Annotated in this window: 17 protein-coding genes and 1 tRNA gene; 13 read left to right on the top strand and 5 right to left on the bottom strand. The window is 69.8% G+C overall.

Annotated elements, in window-relative coordinates; genetic code table 11:
* Positions 1 to 302: 302 nt before the first annotated feature.
* The gene (locus tag ACFXI4_RS34825) at positions 303 to 827 is read right to left on the bottom strand and encodes a hypothetical protein (protein ID WP_384998664.1); all 525 of its coding nucleotides are present in this window, start codon (positions 825 to 827) and stop codon (positions 303 to 305) included.
* 183 nt (positions 828 to 1010) lie between these two features.
* On the opposite strand from ACFXI4_RS34825, the gene ACFXI4_RS34820 reads away from it, so the two are divergent.
* The 6 genes from ACFXI4_RS34820 to ACFXI4_RS34795 all read left to right on the top strand — a co-directional run bounded on the left by ACFXI4_RS34820 (position 1011) and on the right by ACFXI4_RS34795 (position 8147).
* On the top strand, positions 1011 to 2060 hold the full coding sequence (locus ACFXI4_RS34820) for an ABC transporter substrate-binding protein (RefSeq protein ID WP_384998661.1): 1050 nt from the start codon (positions 1011 to 1013) through the stop codon (positions 2058 to 2060).
* Between the two features lie 50 nt (positions 2061 to 2110).
* Positions 2111 to 2980: a siderophore-interacting protein gene (locus ACFXI4_RS34815; RefSeq protein WP_384998658.1), complete on the top strand. Its 870-nt coding sequence runs from the start codon at positions 2111 to 2113 to the stop codon at positions 2978 to 2980.
* Positions 2981 to 3105: 125 nt separating this feature from the next.
* Positions 3106 to 4572 (top strand): lysine decarboxylase DesA, encoded by a 1467-nt coding sequence (gene desA / locus ACFXI4_RS34810; protein ID WP_384998655.1) that lies wholly within the window; start codon positions 3106 to 3108, stop codon positions 4570 to 4572.
* Positions 4556 to 5833 (top strand): lysine N(6)-hydroxylase/L-ornithine N(5)-oxygenase family protein, encoded by a 1278-nt coding sequence (locus ACFXI4_RS34805; RefSeq protein WP_384998652.1) that lies wholly within the window; start codon positions 4556 to 4558, stop codon positions 5831 to 5833. Before desA ends, ACFXI4_RS34805 begins: the two co-directional genes overlap by 17 nt.
* Entirely contained in the window at positions 5830 to 6381 is a 552-nt protein-coding gene (locus tag ACFXI4_RS34800) for a GNAT family N-acetyltransferase (RefSeq protein ID WP_384998649.1), read from the top strand. Before ACFXI4_RS34805 ends, ACFXI4_RS34800 begins: the two co-directional genes overlap by 4 nt.
* Positions 6378 to 8147, top strand: coding sequence for an IucA/IucC family protein (locus ACFXI4_RS34795; protein ID WP_384998646.1), 1770 nt, complete (start codon positions 6378 to 6380; stop codon positions 8145 to 8147). The genes ACFXI4_RS34800 and ACFXI4_RS34795 overlap by 4 nt, the downstream gene beginning before the upstream one ends.
* Positions 8148 to 8212: 65 nt before the next feature.
* Here the strand turns inward: ACFXI4_RS34795 and ACFXI4_RS34790 are convergent, their stop codons facing one another.
* On the bottom strand, positions 8213 to 9832 hold the full coding sequence (locus tag ACFXI4_RS34790) for a beta-N-acetylhexosaminidase (RefSeq protein WP_384998643.1): 1620 nt from the start codon (positions 9830 to 9832) through the stop codon (positions 8213 to 8215).
* Positions 9833 to 9963: 131 nt separating this feature from the next.
* On the opposite strand from ACFXI4_RS34790, the gene ACFXI4_RS34785 reads away from it, so the two are divergent.
* On the top strand, positions 9964 to 10821 hold the full coding sequence (locus tag ACFXI4_RS34785) for a DUF4429 domain-containing protein (protein WP_384998640.1): 858 nt from the start codon (positions 9964 to 9966) through the stop codon (positions 10819 to 10821).
* Between the two features lie 62 nt (positions 10822 to 10883).
* Here the strand turns inward: ACFXI4_RS34785 and ACFXI4_RS34780 are convergent, their stop codons facing one another.
* The gene (locus ACFXI4_RS34780) at positions 10884 to 12449 is read right to left on the bottom strand and encodes a fibronectin type III domain-containing protein (RefSeq protein ID WP_384998637.1); all 1566 of its coding nucleotides are present in this window, start codon (positions 12447 to 12449) and stop codon (positions 10884 to 10886) included.
* 165 nt (positions 12450 to 12614) lie between these two features.
* Between ACFXI4_RS34780 and ACFXI4_RS34775 the strand changes: the two genes are divergently transcribed.
* A complete protein-coding gene (locus tag ACFXI4_RS34775; RefSeq protein ID WP_362720077.1) occupies positions 12615 to 12872 on the top strand; it encodes a hypothetical protein in 258 nt (85 codons plus the stop codon).
* Positions 12873 to 12892: 20 nt separating this feature from the next.
* Positions 12893 to 14710: a glutamine--fructose-6-phosphate transaminase (isomerizing) gene (gene glmS / locus ACFXI4_RS34770; protein WP_384998634.1), complete on the top strand. Its 1818-nt coding sequence runs from the start codon at positions 12893 to 12895 to the stop codon at positions 14708 to 14710.
* A gap of 150 nt (positions 14711 to 14860) precedes the next feature.
* On the opposite strand, the gene ACFXI4_RS34765 is transcribed toward glmS, so the two are convergent.
* Together ACFXI4_RS34765 and ACFXI4_RS34760 are read right to left on the bottom strand one after the other, a co-directional pair.
* Entirely contained in the window at positions 14861 to 15427 is a 567-nt protein-coding gene (locus tag ACFXI4_RS34765; RefSeq protein WP_384998631.1) for a GPR1/FUN34/YaaH family transporter, read from the bottom strand.
* A gap of 153 nt (positions 15428 to 15580) precedes the next feature.
* Complete coding sequence (locus ACFXI4_RS34760; protein WP_384998628.1) at positions 15581 to 16108, bottom strand: universal stress protein; 528 nt, start codon at positions 16106 to 16108, stop codon at positions 15581 to 15583.
* 359 nt (positions 16109 to 16467) lie between these two features.
* Here ACFXI4_RS34760 and ACFXI4_RS34755 point away from each other — a divergent pair, with 359 nt between their 5' ends.
* The 4 genes from ACFXI4_RS34755 (at position 16468) to ACFXI4_RS34740 (ending at position 19226) form a co-directional block, all read left to right on the top strand.
* Positions 16468 to 16818, top strand: coding sequence for a hypothetical protein (locus ACFXI4_RS34755; protein WP_384998625.1), 351 nt, complete (start codon positions 16468 to 16470; stop codon positions 16816 to 16818).
* A gap of 377 nt (positions 16819 to 17195) precedes the next feature.
* The gene (locus ACFXI4_RS34750) at positions 17196 to 18440 is read left to right on the top strand and encodes a helix-turn-helix domain-containing protein (protein ID WP_384998622.1); all 1245 of its coding nucleotides are present in this window, start codon (positions 17196 to 17198) and stop codon (positions 18438 to 18440) included.
* Positions 18437 to 19039 (top strand): oligoribonuclease, encoded by a 603-nt coding sequence (gene orn, locus ACFXI4_RS34745; RefSeq protein WP_384998619.1) that lies wholly within the window; start codon positions 18437 to 18439, stop codon positions 19037 to 19039. The genes ACFXI4_RS34750 and orn overlap by 4 nt, the downstream gene beginning before the upstream one ends.
* Positions 19040 to 19153: 114 nt before the next feature.
* Positions 19154 to 19226 (top strand) — tRNA-His (locus ACFXI4_RS34740).
* The last annotated feature ends 811 nt before the right edge of the window (positions 19227 to 20037 follow it).

Genomic DNA, 20037 nt, shown 5'->3' with positions numbered 1-20037 from the left:
CATCCCCATGACGCAATCCGTTTTTGGGGTGGTTTTGGTGGGGTGGTTTTGGTTTATATGAGACGGGCGTCGGCGGGGGCGCCCGCCCCGTACCACGGGGCGGGCGCACAGGCCGTCAGCCGCTGAGCTGCTTGCGCAAGGCGTCCAGGCCGTCGCGGCAGATGCCGGTGAACAGATCGACGACCTCCTCGTCGACGGCCCCGTCGGGGACGAAGCGGCCCGACCACCGCACTTCGGCGGCGCTCTCATGACCGCTGGTGCCGGGACGGACCGCCGCCCGGCGCCCCGGCGGCCGGGATCTCCTACCCGCCGTCCGTCTGCCCCCGCGTACCCGTCGGATATCCGGCCTCCACCGCGCGCCGGAACCAGTCCTCGGCCTCGGCCTCCTCGCCGCGGCGGCTCAGGACGTGCGCGAGGTTCACCATCGCCGGCGGGTATCCGTGGTGCGCCGCGCGCCGGTAGACCGCGAGAGCGCCGTCCTCGTCGCCCTCCCGGTCAAGGGCGAGGCCGAGGTTGAACAGCTGGGGTCCGGCCCGGCGCGGGGACAGCCAGGACAGGTAGTCCCGTTCGGCGGTCTCCAGCCCCTCCCGGCGATAGGCGTTGAGCAGGAGGCTCGTCGCACCCCGGGTACCGAACGGGGTGGACGCCCAGGCGAACGGCAGACCGGCGCAGAGCGCCAGCGCGGCGATCGTCCACGACACCCAGGCCGGGGCGCCGAGCGCCGCGCGGGTCCATCCCGTGGCGGCCCCGAGGACCAGCGCCACCGGAACCCCCGCGGACACCACGAAGAGGGACACGAGCGAACGTCTGCTCCAGCCGTAGGTCACCGCACCAGAGGAACACGCCGGCCGGTACGCATCAAGGGAGGGCGCACGTGCGGGAGTTGGAAGACGCGAGGCGGGCCCGTGCGGGAGGTCCGAGGGGCGTCGCTGGACACGATCTGAGGTTAGGCTAACCTAATCTTCGACTTGTCCGGCGGTGATCCCGCACGTCCGAAAGCAGTCACACCCATGTCCAATGTCAGAGCAGCCCACCTCACTCGCCGCGGCATCCTGGCCGCCGGTGGCGCCCTCGGCCTCGGTGCCGTGCTCGCCGCCTGCGGGGACGACGACGCGAAAAGCGGGGCCTCCTCCGACAAGGAGACGACGGCCGCCAAGTCGGGCCCCTGGAGCTTCAAGGACGACCGCGGGACCACGGTGAAGCTGGACAGGGCGCCGGCGAACATCGTCGCCTTCGTCGGCGTCGCCGCCGCGCTGTACGACTACGGCGTCGGCGTCAAGGGCGTCTTCGGCCCCACGAAGACCAAGGACGGCAAGGCCGACGTCCAGGCCGGCGACATGGACGTCAGCAAGCTGACCGTCCTCGGCAACACCTGGGGCCAGTTCAACGTCGAGAAGTACGCGGCCCTCGCCCCCGAGGTCCTCATCACCACGATGTTCGACGGTGCCGGCACCCTCTGGTACGTCCCGGACGAGTCCAAGGACAAGATCGCCAAGCTCGCCCCGAGCGTCGGCATCTCGGCCTACGACCGCCAGCTGACCGTCCCGCTCCAGCGCGTCTGGGCGCTCGCCGAGTCGCTCGGCGCGGACATGACGGCGAGCAGGGTCACGGACGCCAAGAAGCGCTTCGAGGCGGCCTCCTCCCGGCTCCGCGCCGCGGCCAGGGCGCACCCCGACATCAAGGTGCTGGCCGGATCGGCCGCCCAGGACCTCTTCTACGTCTCCGGCACCAACCTCTCGGTGGACCTGGAGTACTTCAAGGCCCTCGGCGTGAACTTCGTCGAGCCGTCGGCTTCCGTCCTGAAGAAGAGCGGCGGCTGGTACGAGGACCTGAGCTGGGAGAACGTCGACAAGTACCGGGCCGACATCATCATGATGGACGACCGTACGGCGACCATCCAGCCGGCCGACATCACCCAGGCCACCTGGAAGAGGCTCCCCGCGGTCAAGGCCGGCCAGGTCATCGCCCGCTCCCCCGAACCGATCTTCTCCTACGACAAGTGCGTCGCGATGGTCGAGAACCTCGCCAAGGCGCTGGAGACGGCGAAGAAGGTCAGCTGACCCCCGGTCCCGCGTACACCCACACAACTTCCTGGGCCTCAGGAGCTCATATGACGACGGCCGTAGCCGCCCCGTTCCGTTTCTTCTCCCTCCAGGTCACGCGGACGAGGCGGCTCGGTCCGTCTCTGGTCCGGGTGACCTTCGCCGGCGCCGACCTGGCGCACTTCCACTCCGACGGCCGCGACCAGTCCCTCTCCCTGTTCCTCCCGGCCGAGGGGCGCACCGAGCCGGCCGTCCCCGTCGAGCTGGGCGAGGGCTGGTTCCGGGGCTGGCGTGAACTCCCGGACGACGTACGGGCCGTGATGCGCTCGTACACGCTGCGGGAACTGCGCCGCGGCCCGGACGAGATCGACATCGACTTCGTGCTGCACGGGGTGGGACCGGGGGCCTCCCCCACTCCCGGCTCCGCTCCGGCGGGGGGACCCCCATCCCCCGCCGGGCCCGCCTCCCGCTGGGCCTCCCGGGCCGCCGCCGGCGACCGGGTGGTCCTGCTCGGCCCCGCGGTCGCCGACAACCGGGCCATCCGCTTCCGGCCGCCCGAGGACACCGGTCTGGTGCTGATCTGGGGCGACGACACCGCCGTACCGGCGGCGACCGCCATCATCGAATCCCTCCCCGCCGGCGCCCGGGTCCGCGCCTGGCTGGAGGTGCCGCACGCCGGGGACGTCCAGGACGTGGCGACCGCGGCGGACGCGGAGATCGACTGGGTGGTGGGCACCACCGCCGAGGCGGCGATCCGGGGTGCCCGGCTGCCCGCCGGGGAGCGCCCGTACGTGTGGATCGCCGGTGAGTCCGGGCGGGTGAAGGAGCTGCGCCGGCACTTCGTCGGGGAGCGGGGGGTGGACCGGCGCCGGGTCACCTTCGTCGGCTACTGGCGGCAGGGCCTGACGGAGGAACAACTCCGGGAAGCCGGCGAGTAGTCAGAGGCCGACGTGACGGCCGTCACGGGAGGGGCAGCGCTTCCTCCGTGTTACTTAGGTTAGGCTAACCTAAGTGGAGCGGATCGCTCCCCTCCCCGCACGGATCGTCCCCGGAGGACCCCCACATGCGCTCGCACCTGCTCAATGACCGGACCGCGGAGCACTACCGCCGCTCCGTGACCGAAGGAGTAGAGCGGGTGGCGGCCAAACTCGCCACCACCGACCGGCCGTTCACGGGTGTCACCGTCGACGACCTCGCCCCCCTCGTCGAGGGCATCGACCTCGACCAGCCGTTGCACGACACCACCGCTGTCCTGGACGAGCTGGAGGACGTCTACCTCCGGGACGCCGTCTACTTCCACCACCCCCGCTACCTGGCCCACCTCAACTGCCCGGTGGTCATCCCGGCGGTGCTCGGCGAGGCGGTGCTCACCGCCGTCAACTCGTCCCTGGACACCTGGGACCAGTCGGCCGGCGGCACCCTGATCGAGCGGCGGCTGATCGACTGGACGACCGCCCGCATCGGCCTCGGTGAGGCCGCCGACGGCGTGTTCACCTCGGGCGGCACCCAGTCCAACCTCCAGGCGCTGCTGCTCGCGAGGGAGGAGGCGAAGCCGGGGCCGGACGGGTGGGAGGGACCGGCCTCCCTGGCCAGACTGCGGATCCTCGCCTCCGAGGTCAGCCACTTCAGCGTGAAGAAGTCGGCGAAACTGCTCGGCCTCGGCCAGGACGCGGTGGTCTGCGTCCCCGTCGGCCAGGACAAGCGGATGCAGACCGTCGCCCTCGCCCGCGAACTGGAGCGCTGCAGGAACGACGGCCTGGTGCCCATGGCGGTCGTCGCCACCGCCGGCACCACCGACTTCGGCTCCATAGACCCGCTGCCGGAGATCGCCGAGCTGTGCGATCAGTACGGCGTCTGGATGCACGTCGACGCGGCCTACGGCTGCGGACTGCTCGCCTCCCTGAAGCACCGGGACCGGATCGCCGGGATCGAGCGCGCCGACTCGGTCACCGTCGACTACCACAAGGCCTTCTTCCAGCCGGTGAGTTCGTCCGCCGTGCTGGTCCGGGACGCCGCGACCCTGCGCCACGCCACCTACCACGCGGAGTACCTCAACCCCCGCCGGATGGTCGAGGAGCGCATCCCCAACCAGGTCGACAAGTCCCTGCAGACCACCCGACGCTTCGACGCCCTCAAGCTGTGGATGACGCTGCGCACCATGGGCGCGGACGGCATCGGCCGGCTCTTCGACGAGGTCTGCGACCTGGCCGCGGAGGGCTGGCGGGTGATGGCCGCCGACCCCCGCTTCGACGTCGTCGTCCAGCCGTCGCTGTCCACCCTCGTCTTCCGTTACATCCCGGCGGCCGTCACCGACCCGGCCGAGATCGACCGCGCCAACCTGTACGCCCGCAAGGCACTGTTCGCCTCCGGTGACGCGGTCGTCGCGGGCACCAAGGTCGGCGGCCGCCACTACCTCAAGTTCACCCTGCTCAACCCCGAGACCACGACCGCCGACATCACCGCCGTCCTCGATCTGATCGCCGGCCACGCCGAGCAGTACCTGGGAGAGTCCCTTGACCGCGCGTCCTGACCACCCGACCACCGTCCATGACTTCGTGGGCATCGGGCTCGGGCCCTTCAACCTCGGCCTCGCCTGCCTGACCGAGCCGATCGCCGAACTGGACGGCGTCTTCCTGGACTCGAAGCCCGCCTTCGAATGGCATGCCGGCATGCTCCTGGACGGCGCCCACCTCCAGACCCCGTTCATGTCGGACCTGGTCACCCTGGCCGACCCCACCTCGCCGTACTCCTTCCTCAACTACCTGAAGGAGAGGGGCCGGCTGTACTCGTTCTACATCCGCGAGAACTTCTATCCGCTGCGGGTGGAGTACGACGACTACTGCCGGTGGGCCGCCGACAAGCTGACCAACGTCCGCTTCGGCACCACGGTGACGGAGGTCCGCCACGACGACGGGCTGTACGTCCTCGCCACCGCCGCCGGCGACACCTACCGCGCCCGCCGGCTGGTCCTCGGCACCGGCACCCCGCCCTACGTCCCGGAGGCCTGCCAGGGCCTGGGCGGCGACTTCATCCACAACTCGCGGTACCTGCGGCACAAGCAGGAACTCCAGTCCAAGGAGTCCATCACGCTGGTCGGCAGCGGCCAGTCCGCCGCCGAGATCTACTACGACCTGCTCAGCGAGATCGACGTCCACGGCTACCGCCTGAACTGGGTGACCCGCTCGCCGCGCTTCTTCCCGCTCGAATACACCAAGCTCACGCTGGAGATGACCAGCCCGGAGTACATCGACTACTTCCACGCCCTGCCCGAGCAGACCCGTTACCGGCTCACGGCCGAACAGAAGGGCCTGTTCAAGGGGATCGACGGCGACCTGATCAACGAGATCTTCGACCTGCTCTACCAGAAGAACCTCGGCGGGCCGGTCCCCACCCGGCTGCTCACCAACTCCAGCCTGAACGCTGCGGCCTACGACAACGGCACCTACACCCTCACCCTGCGTCAGGAGGAGCAGGGCAGGGACTACGAACTGGAGACCCAGGGCCTGGTCCTCGCCACCGGCTACCGGTACACCGAGCCGGAGTTCCTCCGGCCCGTCCGCGACCGGCTGCGCTACGACGCGCACGGCAACTTCGACGTGGCCCGCAACTACGCCGTCGACATCACGGGCCGGGGGGTGTTCCTCCAGAACGCCGGCGTCCACACCCACAGCGTCACCAGCCCCGACCTGGGCATGGGCCCCTACCGGAACGCGTACATCATCCGCGAGCTGCTCGGCTCGGAGTACTACCCGGTGGAGAAGACCATCGCCTTCCAGGAGTTCGCGATATGAGCACGCCGACCACGGCAACGACGTTCACCTTCCGGCCCCTGGACCCCCTCCGGGACGGCGAGCTGCTGCACTCCTGGGTCACCCACCCCAAGGCGGCCCACTGGATGATGCAGGGCGCCGGACCGGAGGAAGTCGAGCGGGCCTACAGGGAGATCGCCGCCGACGAGCACCACCATGCGCTCCTCGGCCTCGGCGAGGACGGTGAGCCCGCCTTCCTCATGGAGTACTACGATCCAGCCCACCGCGAGCTGGCCGGGCTGTACGAGCCGGAGCCGGGGGACGTCGGGATGCACTTCCTGACCCCGGCCACCGACACGCCCGTGCACGGCTTCACCAGGGCCGTCATCACGGCCGTGGTGGCGCACCTCTTCGAGGACCCGGCGGCCCGCCGGATCGTCGTCGAGCCGGACGTGCACAACACGGCCGTGCACGCGCTGAACGAGTTCGTCGGGTTCGTGCCCGCGGGCGAGATCCAGAAGCCGGAGAAGACGGCGTTGCTGAGCTTCTGCACCCGGGAGCGGTTCCAGAAGGCGGTGGCCACCGTATGACCCTCGCCGACGCCGTGGCCCATCTCTCCCCCGAGCGCTGGGAGAGGGCCAACCGGCTCCTGATACGCAAGGCGCTCGCCGAGTTCGCCCACGAACGCCTGATCACCCCGGAGCGGGACGGGGAGTCGTACACCGTCCGCAGCGACGACGGGCTCACCCGGTACCGCTTCACCGCCGTCCGCCGGGCCCTGGACCACTGGCAGGTGGACGCCGACTCCATCACCCGGGTCCGCGACGGTGCCGGACTCCCGCTCGCCGCCCTCGACTTCTTCATCGAGCTGAAGGACTCGCTGGGTCTGAGCGACGAGATCCTGCCGGTCTACCTGGAGGAGATCTCCTCCACCCTGTCCGGCACCTGCTACAAGCTGGCCAAGCCGCAGATCCCGGTCGCCGAGCTCGCCGGAAGCGGTTTCCAGGCCATCGAGACCGGGATGACCGAGGGCCACCCCTGTTTCGTCGCCAACAACGGCCGGCTCGGCTTCGGCGTCCACGAGTACCTGTCGTACGCCCCCGAGACCGCGAGCCCGGTCCGGCTGGTCTGGCTCGCGGCCCACGCCTCACGTGCCGCGTTCACGGCGGGCGTGGGCATCGACTACGAGTCCTTCGTACGGGACGAGCTGGGCGAGAGGACCGTCGAGCGCTTCCACGGCGTCCTGCGCGACCGGGGCCTGGACCCCGCCGACTACCTCTTCGTCCCGGTCCACCCCTGGCAGTGGTGGAACAAGCTCACCGTCACCTTCGCGGCCGAGGTCGCCCGCGGCCACCTCGTCTGTCTGGGCGAGGGCGACGACGAGTACCTGGCCCAGCAGTCCGTCAGGACCTTCTTCAACAGCTCCCACCCCGGCAAGCACTACGTCAAGACCGCCCTGTCGGTCCTCAACATGGGCTTCATGCGCGGTCTTTCGGCCGCCTACATGGAGGCCACCCCGGCGATCAACGACTGGCTGGCCGAGCTCATCGACAACGACCCGGTGCTCAGGTCCACCGGCCTGTCGATCATCCGGGAGCGGGCCGCCGTCGGCTACCGGCACCTGGAGTACGAGCGGGCGACCGACCGCTACTCGCCGTACCGGAAGATGCTGGCGGCGCTCTGGCGGGAGAGCCCGGTGCCGTCGCTCCAGGAGGGCGAGTCGCTGGCGACGATGGCCTCGCTGGTCCATGTGGACCACGAGGGCGCCTCCTTCGCCGCCGCGCTGATCGAGCGGAGCGGGCTGACGCCCGAGGACTGGCTTCGGGCGTACCTGAAGGCCTACTTCACGCCGCTCCTGCACAGCTTCTACGCCTACGACCTGGTGTTCATGCCGCACGGCGAGAACGTCATCCTGGTACTGAGGGACGGCGTGGTGCAGCGGGCGATCTACAAGGACATCGCCGAGGAGATCGCGGTCATGGACCCGGACGCGGTGCTGCCGCCCGCGGTCGAGCGGCTGCGCGTCGAGGTCCCCGACGACAGGAAACTGCTGTCGGTCTTCACGGACGTCTTCGACTGCTTCTTCCGCTTCCTCGCCGCGAACCTGGCGGCCGAAGGGGTCCTGACGGAGGACGACTTCTGGCGGACGGTCGCCGAGGTCACCCGCGCATACCAGGAATCGGCGCCCGAACTCGCCGACAGGTTCGCGCGGTACGACATGTTCGCGCCCGAGTTCGCGCTGTCCTGCCTCAACCGGCTCCAGCTGCGCGACAACAGGCAGATGGTGGACCTGGCGGACCCGTCGGGCGCCCTCCAGCTGGTCGGAACCCTGAGAAATCCCGTCGCGGGGTTCTGATCCGGGCCGACGGGCTCCCCCGAGTACGGTCCTCGGGGGAGCCCGTCGGCCATTTCCGGTTCGGCCTATTTCGCGGGCCAGGGCACCTGCGGAGAGCGGTAGTAGCCGATGCCCAGCGCGTCCCAGCGGGGCGCCTGCGCGGCGAGCCGCACCTTGTAGGCGTCCCAGTCGTGCGTGGACGCCGGCGACCAGCCCAGCTCCGCCACCCCGGGCAGCCGGGGGAAGGCCATGACGTCGATGTCGGCGCTGGTCACGAGGGTCTCGGACCACAGCGGTGCCTCGACCCCGCGGACCGCCGACCCCGGCGCCCCCGCAAGGTAGACGCCCGGATCCCAGTCGTAGGACCGCCGCACCTCCACCAGACCGGCCCAGTCCTGGCCGAGCGGGGTGTCCTCGGTGTACTTCATGTCGAGGTAGACCCGGTCGGCGGGCGAGAGGATCAGTCCGGTGCCGTGCTGCGCGGCCGTGGCCACCTGGGCCTTCTCGTCCGCGCTCGTGTCGTCGAGCCCCCAGTACTGGGCGATCGCGCCCGGCACCGGATGCGCGCCGGTCAGCTGGTGCCAGCCGATCACCGTCTTGCCGTACTTCGCGACGAGCGGCTGCACCCGGTCCATGAACGCCACGTAGTCCTCGTGGCTGGTGGAGTGCGCCTCGTCGCCGCCGATGTGGAGATAGCGGCCCGGGGTGAGGGCGGCCAGTTCGCGGATGACGTCGTCGACGAAGTCGTACGTCACCTGCTTCGAGACGCACAGCGAACTGAAACCGACGTCCGTGCCGGTGTACAGCGGCGGTGCGGTGCCGTCGCAGTTGAGGCCGGCGTAGGAGGCGAGGGCCGCGTTGGTGTGGCCGGGCATGTCGATCTCGGGGACGACCTCCAGATAGCGGGAGGCGGCGTAGCGGACGATGTCCTCGTACTGGGCCTTGGTGTAGTGGCCGCCCCGGCCGCCGCCGACCTGGGTGGAGCCGCCGTAGGCCGCCAGGCGGGGCCAGGAGTCGACGGCGATGCGCCAGCCCTGGTCGTCGCTGAGGTGCAGATGCAGCTCGTTGATCTTGTAGAGGGCCAGTTCGTCGATGTACCGCTTGACCTGGGCCACGGTGAAGAAGTGCCGGGACACGTCGAGCATCGCGCCCCGGTAGGCGTATCGGGGGCGGTCGGTGATGGTGCCGCCCGCGACCAGCCAGGGGCCCGGTTGAGCGGTGTCCTTCTCGACGGCGGCCGGGAGCAGCTGGCGCAAGGTCTGGACGCCGTGGAAGAGGCCGGCGGGTGCGGCGGCGGTGAGGGTGACCCCGTCGCGGCCGCTGTCGAGGCGATAGCCCTCGGCGCCGAACGGGCCCTTGGCCAGCCGGAGCCGGATGCCCGGGGTGCCGTGCGTGGTCAGCGGCACCCGGTAGCCGGTGGACGGGCGCAGCAGGTCCGCGAGGTATTCGCCGACGCGCCGGGCCTCCGGGGAGCCGTCGACGCGGATGGCGGTGTCGCGGGTGATGCGGTACGGCGCGCCGCCGGCCTTGACCGAGGCGGGCGCCGGGACGACCCGGTCGAGCGGGGCGGGAACGGGTCCGGGCGCGGGTGGGGTGGCGCCGACCGTGAAGGCGCCGGCCGCCGCGACCAGCAGCAGGGACCCGAGGACCCGGGCCAGGCGAGGAGTACGGGGGGTGCGGGGAGTCGTTCTGTGGTGCGGTCGCACATGCGCTCCCTTCGACAGAACATCGGCAAAGACATCGGCGGAACTCGATGCAGGGGACTCGGCTGAGGATGCACCACCGGCCCGGATTGGTCGAGACCACCGGGCCGTACTTCCGGTGGAACAATCCCCCCATGGCGGAAATCATCCAGAAGGACGCCACCTGGGCCTTGGACGGAGACGCTCTGCGGCTGACTCCCGGGCGGGACAGGAACGTCAGTGTGCTGCGCCGGACGCTGGGTGAACTGGCCGTGCCGCTGGGCGCGTTGGCGGGTGTCTCGTTCGAGCAGGGGCGCAGGTCGGGGCTGCTGAGGCTGCGGCTGCGGGACGGCGCCGATCCGCTGCTGCAGGCCACCGGCGGCCGGCTCACCGAACCTCACGACCCGTACCGGCTGTCCGTGGAGCCGGACCGGTACGGCGTCGCCGAGTACTTCACGGACTCGGTGCGCGACGCACTGCTGCTGGAGCGGGTCCCGGGCACGCCGGTGACCGGGTATCTGCTGCCGGGTCCGCACCTGCCGCTGTCGGTCTCCGCCGGGGACGGCACCGCCGGTTTCGACGGCGAGCGGGTACGGCTGGAGTGGAACTGGAAGACGGAGGACGTGAAGGCGGCCGCCGGTCCCCGCACGCTGGCCCTGGCGGACATCCTGGCCGTGGAGTGGCAGCCGTCCGCCGGTCTGGAGAACGGCCATCTGCGGTTCCGGGTGCGCGGCGCTCCGGCCGCGGCGCGGGCGAAGTACGACCCCAACGCGGTGGAGCTGTGGGGGTTCAGGCGCGATCCGCTGATGGCGCTGGTCGCGGCGGCGGTGCAGGCGCGGCTGCCGCATCCGTCGGCGGCCCCGCCCGAGGCGCCCCTCCCGGCCGGGGAGCCCGAGGCCGATCACGACGCGCTGCTGCGGCGGCTGCGCGAACTGGGTGAGCTGCACCGCGCGGGCGTGCTCACGGACGAGGAGTTCGCGAGGGCCAAAGGCGCGGTGCTCAAGCGGATGTGAGAAGGCGGGAGCGGGTGGTTCCCATACGGCCACAGGACCACCCGCCCACCTTCTGCCGGGTGTTACTTGGCCTTGCGCGCCACCGTGAAGTGGTCGATGCGCTCGCCGGTCTCGGCGATGCCCGACACTTTCAGCTTGGCGTACTGGCCGCGCGGCGCCGGCTCGACGTCCACGCGCAGGAACGAGTAGTTGAGGTAGCGCACCCGGGACCAGGTGACGGTCTCGTCGACCTTGCCGTCCTTGGTGTTGACGAAGGAGGCGACGGAGTCGACCTCGTTCAGGTGGCCCTCGTAGGAGTCCGGAGCGGTGAAGGCGTACAGGCTGCGGCCGGCCGCGCCCGCGGTGACGTAGACGACACCCTCGGACTCGGGGTAGGAGGTCTCGCCGATCGGGAGCTTCTTGACGACCTTGTTGCCCTTGATCACGTCGGTGCGCTCGTACTGGTGGTTGTGGCCGTTGATGACCAGGTCGACCGTGTACTTCTCGAACAGCGGCACCCACTCCTGGCGCACGCCTCCCTCCGAGGCGTGCGCCGTGGACGTGCAGTAGGCGCAGTGGTGGAAGAACACGACGACGAAGTCGATGTCCTTGTCGGCGCGGAACTTCCTGAGCTGCGCCTCGAACCACTTGGTCTGGGTTCCGCCGGAGATGCCCAGGTTGGCCGGGATCTCGAAGGAGACGTCGTTCGGGTCCAGCGCGATGATCGCCGTGTTGCCGTGGACGAAGGAGTACACGCCCGGCAGGTTCTTCTTGTCCGGCCCGTTGTCGGGCAGGGTGAAGCGGGCCTCCTCGCCGCCGTAGCCGTTCGGCGAGTACCAGGCCTCCATGTCGTGGTTGCCGTAGGAGACCATCCACGGCACGGACTTGGCGACCGACTCGGTCTGGGCCAGGAACTGGTCCCACACGCGGGAGTCGAAGCCGGTGTCGGCGGTCTTGCCGGCGCCGGACGGGTCGGCGTAGGCGATGTCACCGGCGTGCAGGTGGAAGCTGGGGTTCTGGCCGAGGATCAGGGCGTCGTTGGCCAGGCCGTGGTAGCTGACGCCCTGGTCGCCGAAGGCCGTGAAGGTGAACGGCTCCTTGTTGCGGGGGGCGGTGGTGAAGGTGCCGATGGTGCTGGCGTACTGCGGGGCGGCCGGGTCGAAGCCCTCGTGGCCGACGCCGTAGAAGTAGGTGCGGCCCGGCTTGAGGCCGGCCAGCTTGGCGTGCACGTAGTACTGCGTGTGGTCGCCGCTGGCGCCGATGCCGGCCGGGGTGTAGAGGGTGCGGATCTCGGCCGGGATCCGGACCGAGAGATGCGAGGCGTGGGTGCCGATCCGGACGAAGGGCTTCTTGACCGCGACCGGAACCTGCCAGGAGATCGTCATCTCCGTGCCCGCGTCGTTGCCGAAGGCCAGGTGCCGGCCGAAGGGCGCCACGTAGGCGCCGTCGACGTACGGGGTGGCGGGGGCGGAGGACCGGGTGGGGACGGCCGCCTGAGCCGTGCCGCCCAGGACGAACGAGCCGCCTGTGACGGCGCCGACAGTCACGGCGCCGCCTCTGATCATCGAGCGCCGGGAGAATGCGGCGCGGAGGTACTCGTGCTGCTCGGCCATGCTCATGCGCTCGGCAAGCTCATCGGGTACGCCCATACGAGGAATGTCCATGACGTCTGAAACTCGCCGCGACAAGCAACGTGGCGCAAGACACAGGATGGACAGCCTGCGAACAGAGCCCCATAAGGGATTCAACAGGCCGCTGCCCGGAATCGGGCAGGATTCTTGCTAAACCGCCGTTCCGTACTCCAGGATCTACGGGTGCACGACGAACTTGTTGATCATCTGACGCGCTCCACGCCCCTGAGCCGGGGCGAGGCGCTGCGGGTGATACAGGACGTGCTCGCCTACTTCGACGAGACGGCCGGGGACTACGTCCGGCGCCGCCACCGCGAACTCCAGGCGGACGGCCTGGTGAACGCGGAGATCTTCGAACGGATCGAAGCGGATCTGAAGTACAGGGCGGTCGCCCCGCCGGAGCTCACCGTCCGGCAGCTGCGTCGCATGGTCTACGGCTGAGGAATACGGAACACCTATATATGTGCGGAATTGTCGGATACATCGGTAAGCGTGACGTGGCCCCCCTGCTCCTGGAGGGTCTGCAGCGGCTGGAGTACCGCGGCTACGACTCGGCGGGCATCGTCGTCTCCTCCCCGAAGGCGGCCGGCCTGAAGATGGTCAAGGCCAAGGGCCGGGTCCGGGACCTGGAGGCCAAGGTCCCGGCACGCTTCAAGGGCACCACCGGAATCGCCCACACCCGCTGGGCCACCCACGGCGCGCCCTCCGACCTGAACGCCCACCCGCACATGTCGGCCGACCAGAAGGTCGCCGTCGTCCACAACGGCATCATCGACAACGCCGCCGACCTGCGCCGCAAGCTGGAGGCGGACGGCGTCGAGTTCCTCTCCGAGACCGACACCGAGGTCCTCGTCCACCTGATCGCGCGCTCCCAGGCGGAGACCCTGGAGGAGCGGGTCCGCCAGGCGCTGCGCCTGATCGAGGGCACCTACGGCATCGCCGTCATGCACGCCGACTTCCCCGAGCGCATCGTGGTGGCCCGCAACGGCTCCCCGGTCGTCCTCGGCATCGGCGACAAGGAGATGTTCGTCGCCTCCGACATCGCGGCCCTGGTCACCCACACCCGCCAGATAGTGACGCTGGACGACGGCGAGATGGCCACCCTCAAGGCCGACGACTTCCGGACGTACACCACCGAGGGCACCCGCACGACCGCCGAGCCGACCACCGTGGAGTGGGAGGCCGAGTCGTACGACATGGGCGGCCACGACACGTACATGCACAAGGAGATCTTCGAGCAGCCCGACGCGGTCGACCGCGTGCTGCGCGGACGGATCGACGACCGCTTCTCCACCGTGCACCTCGGCGGCCTCAACCTGGACGCCCGGGACGCGCGGGCCGTGCGCCGGGTGAAGATCCTCGGCTGCGGCACGTCGTACCACGCGGGCATGATCGGCGCCCAGATGATCGAGGAGCTGGCCCGGATCCCCGCGGACGCCGAGCCTGCCTCCGAGTTCCGCTACCGCAACGCGGTCGTCGACCCGGACACCCTCTACATCGCGGTCTCCCAGTCCGGTGAGACGTACGACGTCCTCGCCGCCGTCCAGGAACTGAAGCGCAAGGGCGCGCGGGTGCTGGGCGTGGTGAACGTGGTCGGCTCGGCGATCGCCCGCGAGGCGGACGGCGGCATGTACGTGCACGCGGGGCCGGAGGTCTGCGTGGTCTCCACGAAGTGCTTCACGAACACGACCGTCGCCTTCGGCCTGCTCGCCCTGCACCTCGGCCGCACCCGTGACCTCTCGGTCCGGGACGGCAAGCGGATCATCGAGGGCCTGCGCAGGCTGCCGGCCCAGATCTCGGAGATCCTCGACCAGGAGGCGGAGATCGAGGAGCTGGCGAAGGAGTACGCCGACGCCCGCTCGATGCTCTTCATCGGCCGCGTCCGGGGCTACCCGGTGGCCCGCGAGGCCTCCCTGAAGCTCAAGGAGGTCTCCTACATCCACGCGGAGGCCTACCCGGCGTCCGAGCTGAAGCACGGCCCGCTGGCCCTGATCGAGCCGGCGCTCCCCACGGTGGCGATCGTCCCCGACGACGACCTCCTGGAGAAGAACCGCGCGGCCCTGGAGGAGATCAAGGCCCGCAGCGGCAAGATCCTGGCGGTGGCCCACCGGCACCAGGAGAAGGCGGACCGCACGATCGTCGTCCCGAAGAACGAGGACGAACTCGACCCCATCCTGATGGGTGTCCCGCTCCAGCTCCTCGCTTACCACACGGCGAAGGCGCTCGGCCGGGACATCGACAAGCCGAGGAACCTGGCGAAGTCGGTGACGGTGGAGTAGCGCCGCGTTCGGCTGTGCGGGTGCGACGAGCCCCACCGACCCGCACGGGCCGACCAAACCGAACGGACCCCCACGTGTGCCACCAAGCCACGAAGGGGTCCGCTCATTGGATCGCCGGGGACGCCCGACTCCCCGGCGTCGGCTGCCATATCAGCCGGTGGCCGTCACCCCCCGGCCGGCAGCCCGCCTCGGAAGTGCCGTCGGCCAGTGCGCGAGCGCGGCCGTCGCGGCGTACCAGGCCACCGCCCCCGCCGCCACGGCGACCCAGCCGCCCACCTTGACCAGCGAGGAGCTGTCGGCGAAGTTCGCGACAGCCAGGAGCACCATCGACAGGAACAGCAGTGCGTGCGTGCCCTGTCCGAGCGTGTCACCGCCCGCGAGGGTCAACGACAGTGCCACCAGGGCGAAGAGGAGCAGGAAGAGCCCGGCCGCGTTGGCCGAGGCGTTGGAGCCGGACGAGACGGCCCAGGTGAACCAGAGGGCACCGAGGGCCACATAGCCCGTGCCGTTCACGGTGTCACGGTCACGGAAGGCCAGCAGGCCGACGAGGAAGAGGGCGACTCCGCCCACGTAGTGGGCGACTGACACGGCGTCGGACGTGGTGACGTCGTCGATCACGCCGGTGGTGCCGATACCGAACGCCAACAGGGTGATCCCCAGGGCGAGTCGGCCGGCCACGGTAGTGGTTCCGCTTCCCGCAGAGACGTCGTTGTCCACGGCGGGCTCCCTTCATGCTTTGTGCACTTGTGCGCGGTGACCGATATATGCCCTTCATAAGGACACAAACACCTCTACGCACGAGTAGATTTACGCACGCACAAAGGGAGCCGGGCCGTACCCACGGCGCATCTCACCTGGGAGAGCGCGGAGTTACGGAATGACAACGACAGGCCGCTTGGCCCGCTTGGCGAGTCTGCCCGCGACGGAGCCGAAGATCCGCCCGACGATCCCGTGGGTCGACCCCACGACGATCGCGTCGGCCTCGTACTCCCGCCCCACCTCTTCGAGTTCGTGGCAGATGTCCCCGCCCCGCTCGACGAGGATCCAGGGCACCTCGGCCAGGTAGTCGGCGCAGGCGAGTTCGAGACCGAGCACCTCGGTGCGGTGGTCCGGCACGTCGACGAAGACGGGTGGCTCACAGCCGGCCCACACGGTGGTCGGCAGTCGGTTGGCGACGTGGACGATGATCAGCCCAGCGCGGGAGCGATGTGCCATCCCGATCGCGTAGGCGAGGGCGCGCTCACTGGAGGTGGAGCCGTCGAAGCCGACGACCACTCCGTGTTTGAAGGCGGGGTCGCAGGAAGGGCGTGGCTCTTCCGCCGCCAGCGCATCGGCCGCCGTGGGATCGGCGACCGGCCGCTTGCGGTCCGCTGGATCGAAGAATTCGTGACCGGCCATGGCTGTCTCGGCGTTGTGATCCTTTGTGGGAGGGGACGACAGTGTGCGGCGGAGCTGTGTCCGGGAAACATCTTCCCAACCCCATACCCTCAAGGGTACGGCGGCACGCCTCCTCAGCCCAGATCCCGCGCACGCTCCGCAGGGAGCTTTCCCCGGAGTCGGTTGGGTTCCAGGGAGCATGCACGAGCCGCGCCCGTAACGCAATGGTTGCTGCCCCGTACAGGCGGTTTGCACAGGATTCGGACAGGAGCGCGGCCCACGCACGGTGACCGACCGCTCGAACACGCGTTGAACCCGACGGCAGCACCGCCGGGGAGCCGGCGGGAGCACGGCGCCAGGCAGAGCAGGGAGACGACCACATGTCCGGACCGCGCCCGAAACCCGGCCCGCACGCCGCCCAGGACACCGCGGGCGACGTCGTCCGCTGGGCCGCGTTCTCCTGCGTCCTCGTCCCCGTCGTGCTCCTCTGGTACGGCAGCTCGCCGGCCGGTGCCGCCGGCACCGCCCTCGGTCTGGCCGCCGTCACCGCGGCGTGCCGGTACCTGCTGCGCCGCTCGGTGCGCGGGACGACAGCCCGGCCGCACGGAAACTCGCACGGGAAGCCGCGCAGAAAGCCGTCCGGAACACCGCACCGGGCACCCCACCGGGCACCCCGCGGGGCGGTCCGGGGAGGCGGACGTCACACTAGGAGCGGTACACCGGTCGACTGACCGGTTTCCGCGCACGGGAACGCTTCTTTTCAGCCAACTTCCCGACCCTGCGCAAGAGGGGCTCCCACCACCCCCCAACCCCCGTTCCACCTGCACGGAAAGGGTCCGGGAGACCCCGCGCACCCTACGCGGTTTGGCCACTGCCACGAGGCGCACTTCCCCGCACGGCCCGTGAGTGCAACGCTTCGTGATCGAATGCTTCACGCCAAGTTGTCATGTCGACAATCTGCGGCGTGTCGAACTGGTCAACGCGACACCGCGGAAACCAGTAGATTCGATCTTGACGTCTTACGGCGGGGGACTCGTGCAGGACCGAGGGGAAACGTGCAGGAGCGACACAACCGAGGAGCCGCGACCACCGAGGGGGGCTTAGCAGTATGAGCCACGACTCCACTGCCGCGCCGGAAGCCGCGGCCCGGAAACTCTCCGGGCGACGCCGCAAGGAGATCGTCGCGGTGCTGCTGTTCAGCGGCGGCCCCATCTTCGAGAGTTCCATACCGCTGTCGGTGTTCGGGATAGACCGCCAGGACGCCGGCGTACCGCGCTACCGACTACTGGTGTGCGGAGGCGAGGAAGGCCCGCTGCGGACCACAGGGGGCCTGGAACTCACCGCGCCACATGGCCTGGAGGCGATCTCACGCGCCGGCACGGTCGTCGTACCGGCCTGGCGCTCCATCACCGCGCCACCGCCCGAAGAGGCATTGGACGCGCTGCGCCGTGCCCATGAGGAGGGCGCCCGCATCGTCGGACTGTGCACCGGCGCGTTCGTACTGGCCGCCGCCGGGCTGCTGGACGGCCGGCCGGCCACCACGCACTGGATGTACGCGCCGACGCTGGCCAAGCGCTATCCGTCGGTGCACGTCGATCCACGCGAACTCTTCGTGGACGACGGCGACGTCCTGACGTCCGCCGGTACGGCGGCCGGAATCGACCTCTGCCTCCACATCGTGCGGACGGACCACGGCAACGAGGCGGCCGGCGCGCTCGCCCGCCGCCTGGTGGTCCCGCCGCGCCGCTCGGGCGGTCAGGAGCGCTACCTCGATCGGTCTTTACCAGAGGAGATCGGCGCCGACCCGCTCGCCGAGGTCGTCGCCTGGGCGCTGGAGCACCTCCACGAGCAGTTCGACGTGGAGACGCTGGCGGCACGCGCCTACATGAGCCGCCGGACCTTCGACCGCCGGTTCCGCTCACTGACGGGCAGCGCCCCGCTGCAGTGGCTGATCACGCAGCGGGTCCTCCAGGCGCAGCGTCTCCTGGAGACGTCCGACTACTCGGTGGACGAGGTGGCGGGCCGCTGCGGCTTCCGCTCCCCCGTCGCCCTGCGCGGGCACTTCCGCCGCCAGCTTGGTTCGTCCCCGGCGGCGTACCGGGCGGCGTACCGGGCACGGCGGCCGCAGGCCGAGCGGGCCGACACGCCGGAACCGGCACCGCTGCCGACGACGGGCGCGCTGACGGTCCAGTACCCCGAGGGGGTACTCCCGATGCAGACCCGCAGGACCGCGGCGGTAGGCCTGTCGGCCAGCCTCCCGGGCCCGCTTTCACCCGCCCACTGCCCCCTGACGGCAGCGGCACCTGCCGCGGGGGCCACAAAAGGGGACGTCAGCTTTAGGGTGGTCGCATGAACGATCGCATGGTGTGGATCGACTGCGAGATGACCGGCCTCTCGCTGTCCGACGACGCGCTCATCGAGGTGGCCGCACTGGTCACCGACTCCGAGCTGAACGTGCTCGGCGAGGGCGTGGACATCGTCATCCGTCCGCCGGCCAAGGCACTGGAGACGATGCCGGAGGTGGTGCGCCAGATGCACACCTCGTCCGGCCTGCTCGACGAGCTGGCCGGCGGCACGACGCTGGCCGAAGCCGAGGAGCAGGTCCTGGCCTACGTCCGGGAGCACGTGAAGGAGCCCGGCAAGGCCCCGCTGTGCGGCAACTCCGTCGGCACCGACCGCGGGTTCCTGTCCCGGGACATGGCGGACCTGGAGGGGTACCTCCACTACCGGATCGTCGACGTGTCCAGCATCAAGGAGCTGGCCCGGCGCTGGTACCCGCGGGCGTACTTCAACAGCCCGGAGAAGAACGGCAACCACCGCGCCCTCGCCGACATCCGCGAGTCGATCGCCGAACTGCGCTACTACCGCGAGGCGATCTTCGTACCGCAGCCCGGCCCGGACTCGGACACCGCGCGGACGATCGCGGCCAAGCACGTGCTGCCTGCGGAATAGGCGTTCGGGAGGGCCCGGAGGGCACGCCCGTAAAGCCGTGCGCGAGCACCCCTTCGGACCCTGTACACTTTTTCTCGGCCGGTCGGAGAAACCACAGAATGACCGCCGGTCATGGTGGGTGTAGCTCAGCTGGTAGAGCACCTGGTTGTGGTCCAGGATGTCGCGGGTTCGAGTCCCGTCACTCACCCTTGCACGACAGGCCTCTGACCTGCGGAAACGTAGATCAGAGGCCTGTTTGCTGTTTGGCCACGGCCGAACTACGGCCCATACACCCAGGATTCGAGTCGCCCGGGAAGAAGCGATAGCCGTAGGTCCGCATGTAATATCACTTACCGCATGCACCCAGTCGCAGAGTGTGCGGTTTCTGTGCACTGATCCGCCGGTGAGTGACGGGATCCTGATCAGGGTCGCGGCACCGACACCGAAGCCAGCCCGCAGTTGTTCCCGCGTCCGGGCCCGTCCGTGCACGGTTGAGAAGTGCGCTGCGTTGTCGGGGGCTGGCAGCCAAGCCACCAAAGCTGCGGTCGACAGCAATGTCGGTGGCCTGCGCTGACCAAGGCGCCTGGAGGCCCGTCGGCTCGTGCAGGCCGATAGCCTGTCGGTATGTCAGAGCGTGTCATGCCCGGGCGCGCGGACGGCCTGATCACCCTGGATGCCGCGGACGCTCTGTGGGTCGATCTGACGGCCGCCAGTGCCGTGCCGACGGCTTCCGGGACACCGACACGGCCTGGCCCGCATCGGCCCGTTTCGTGGAGCGCCGAGGCGGGGATGCAACGAGGAAACGCAGCTACTTTGGCGCCGACCCATCGCGGAGGAACTGTAGGAGTCGGGCGGCCCCGAGCCGGCGGCGACCAAGCCGCCCTGAGCGTCGCCATCCGCGTCTGGGACGCACCGCTTAAGACGTCGTCTCATTTGGAGTGCTCGGTAATCTTCACCGTGTGGTGATGGTCGATCGAATGGTGCCGGACGAGTTGTGGGAGCTGTTCCAGCGGGTGGTC

This window comes from Streptomyces sp. NPDC059224 (assembly GCF_042754285.1).
GTDB lineage: Bacteria > Actinomycetota > Actinomycetes > Streptomycetales > Streptomycetaceae > Streptomyces.
Note: the sequence above shows the minus strand (reverse complement) of the source record. Positions and strands in the feature narration are given on the sequence as shown.

Excerpts from the sequence above, each read along its gene's own strand:
- ACFXI4_RS34820 (WP_384998661.1), top strand. The coding sequence starts at position 1,011 with ATGTCCAATGTCAGAGCAGCCCACCTCACTCGCCGCGGCATCCTGGCC.
- ACFXI4_RS34815 (WP_384998658.1), top strand. The coding sequence starts at position 2,111 with ATGACGACGGCCGTAGCCGCCCCGTTCCGTTTCTTCTCCCTCCAGGTC.
- desA (WP_384998655.1), top strand. The coding sequence starts at position 3,106 with ATGCGCTCGCACCTGCTCAATGACCGGACCGCGGAGCACTACCGCCGC.
- ACFXI4_RS34800 (WP_384998649.1), top strand. The coding sequence starts at position 5,830 with ATGAGCACGCCGACCACGGCAACGACGTTCACCTTCCGGCCCCTGGAC.
- ACFXI4_RS34795 (WP_384998646.1), top strand. The coding sequence starts at position 6,378 with ATGACCCTCGCCGACGCCGTGGCCCATCTCTCCCCCGAGCGCTGGGAG.
- ACFXI4_RS34785 (WP_384998640.1), top strand. The coding sequence starts at position 9,964 with ATGGCGGAAATCATCCAGAAGGACGCCACCTGGGCCTTGGACGGAGAC.
- ACFXI4_RS34780 (WP_384998637.1), bottom strand. The coding sequence starts at position 12,449 with ATGGGCGTACCCGATGAGCTTGCCGAGCGCATGAGCATGGCCGAGCAG.
- glmS (WP_384998634.1), top strand. The coding sequence starts at position 12,893 with ATGTGCGGAATTGTCGGATACATCGGTAAGCGTGACGTGGCCCCCCTG.
- ACFXI4_RS34760 (WP_384998628.1), bottom strand. The coding sequence starts at position 16,108 with ATGGCCGGTCACGAATTCTTCGATCCAGCGGACCGCAAGCGGCCGGTC.
- ACFXI4_RS34755 (WP_384998625.1), top strand. The coding sequence starts at position 16,468 with ATGTCCGGACCGCGCCCGAAACCCGGCCCGCACGCCGCCCAGGACACC.
- ACFXI4_RS34750 (WP_384998622.1), top strand. The coding sequence starts at position 17,196 with ATGAGCCACGACTCCACTGCCGCGCCGGAAGCCGCGGCCCGGAAACTC.
- orn (WP_384998619.1), top strand. The coding sequence starts at position 18,437 with ATGAACGATCGCATGGTGTGGATCGACTGCGAGATGACCGGCCTCTCG.